The 1,838-nt window shown below is 66.2% G+C and carries 2 protein-coding genes; one reads left to right on the top strand and one right to left on the bottom strand.

Annotated features, from left to right (window positions below):
* Nucleotides 1–36 precede the first annotated feature (36 nt).
* Nucleotides 37–1,251: an RNA-guided endonuclease InsQ/TnpB family protein gene (locus ACFYYF_RS41535; protein WP_388784813.1), complete on the bottom strand. Its 1,215-nt coding sequence runs from the start codon at nucleotides 1,249–1,251 to the stop codon at nucleotides 37–39.
* Nucleotides 1,252–1,302: 51 nt separating this feature from the next.
* Here ACFYYF_RS41535 and tnpA point away from each other — a divergent pair, with 51 nt between their 5' ends.
* Complete coding sequence (gene tnpA / locus ACFYYF_RS41530; protein WP_388784810.1) at nucleotides 1,303–1,731, top strand: IS200/IS605 family transposase; 429 nt, start codon at nucleotides 1,303–1,305, stop codon at nucleotides 1,729–1,731.
* Nucleotides 1,732–1,838: the final 107 nt, after the last annotated feature.

Genomic DNA, 1,838 nt, shown 5'->3' with positions numbered 1-1,838 from the left:
GTGACTCCTCCCCCTCGTGAACGAGGGGGCTTCTCGCTAGGCCGGGTTGGCGTTGCGACGGACCAGCCCGGCCCGTAGAACGTTGATCGCACCCACGGTGTCGGCGTGCGCGGTGTGGCCGCACGCCTGACAGTGGAACTTTTCCTGTGTGGGCCGGTTTTCCTTGGCGGTGTGCCCGCATTCGGGGCACTCGCGTGAGGTGTTACGGGGGTCTACTGCGATCACTTCCCGTCCGGCGCTTTCAGCCTTGGCGTGCAGGATCGTCAGGAACACCCCCCATCCGGCATCGTTGATCGACCTGTTGAGTCCGGCCTTGGCGGCGCCACCGTTGGGCAGGAACGCGCCTGCCTGGTCGGGGTCGGGTTTCGGCGCGGGTGACCTGGCCATGTTGCGGATCTTGAGGTCTTCGTGCGCGATGAAACCGTGTCGGCGTACCAGGTCCCAAGCGGTCTTGTGCGCGTGGTCCAGGCGCCGGCGGCGCACCTTGCCGTGCAGAGCGGCGACGCGCTCCACGGCCCGCTGATGGTTCTTGGTGCGGTCCTTCGCCTTGCGGCGCGGGTACCGGGACAGCGCCCGCTGTGCGGTCTCCAGCTTGGCGGCGGCCTTGTGGGCGTGGCGCGGGTTGGCGATGTGCTCGCCGTGAGAGGTGGTGAGGAACGAGGCGATGCCGAGGTCGATGCCGACCACGCTGCCGGTTGCGGGAAGAGGCTCGGGCCGGGGCTGCTCTGCGGTGAGGACGACGTACCACTTGCGGCGCTCGCGCTTGACGGACACGGTCTTGACCCTGCCGACCACGGGCCGGTGCTGGTTGACCTTGACATGACCGACGCCCTGGAAGCGGACGCGGGTCATGGGGTCGTGCGGGGTGGAGTCCCAACGGCAGCCGTCCCCGTCCTTGGGGAAGTCCACCGTGTCGAACCAGTTCACCCCACGAAAGCGCGGGTATCCGGGCGTCTGGCCGGACTTGACGCGACGAAAGAACGCCTGCATCGCCTTGTCGAGACGGCGCAGGGTGGCCTGCTGCGAGGAGAACGACCAGCGGCCCTGCCGCTCCGGGTCGAACGCCCGGATCTCCTTGAGCTGCCCGGACTGGATCCCGTACGTGACGCTCGTCTTCGAGCTGTGCCGGTAGGCGTCGCGGCGTTCCTGCAGTGCCCCGTTGTAGAGGGAGCAGTGATCCCGCAGCATCTCGCCCAGTGCCTGCTCCTGGCGCACGGTGGGCCGTATGAGGAACTTGTATGCCCGGATCATTTCAGCCCACCCCCTCCGGTCGAGTTCCCTTGATCCTACTACGCTTGGCGTATGTCACCACGCTGGGAACCAAACCCCGATATCCGCACCGGTCGTCATGTCGCCTACAGCCTGCATGCACACTTGGTGTTCGTCACCAAATATCGGCGCGGCATCTTCGATGACGACATGCTGAAGCGGTGCGAGGAGATCATGCGCGAGGTGTGCTCCGGCTTTGAGGTGGAGCTGCGCGAGTTCAACGGCGAGGCCGACCACGTACACCTGCTCGTGCACTACCCGCCGAAGATCGCACTGTCGAAGCTGATCAACAGCCTCAAGGGAGTCAGCTCCCGGTATCTGCGGGCGGAGTACACCGGCCGGATCAACAGGATCGGCATGGGGTCCGTCTTCTGGTCCCGCTCCTACTTCGCCGGGTCCTGTGGCGGAGCGCCGCTGGCTGTGATCCGTCAGTACATCGAGAGCCAGAAGCGGCCTGTCTGACCGCCACCACGAAGACGAAGAGCACTCCGGCGCTTCGCGCCTCCGCGTCGAGGATGCGTTTCCCTCCCCGGCTGAAGCCGGGGATACCCACGCAAGATCAGGGATGG

This window comes from Streptomyces sp. NPDC001914, assembly GCF_042891215.1.
Taxonomy (GTDB): Bacteria; Actinomycetota; Actinomycetes; order Streptomycetales; family Streptomycetaceae; genus Streptomyces.
The sequence above is the reverse complement of the archived record's forward strand: the minus strand, read 5'-3'. Positions and strand labels throughout refer to the sequence as shown.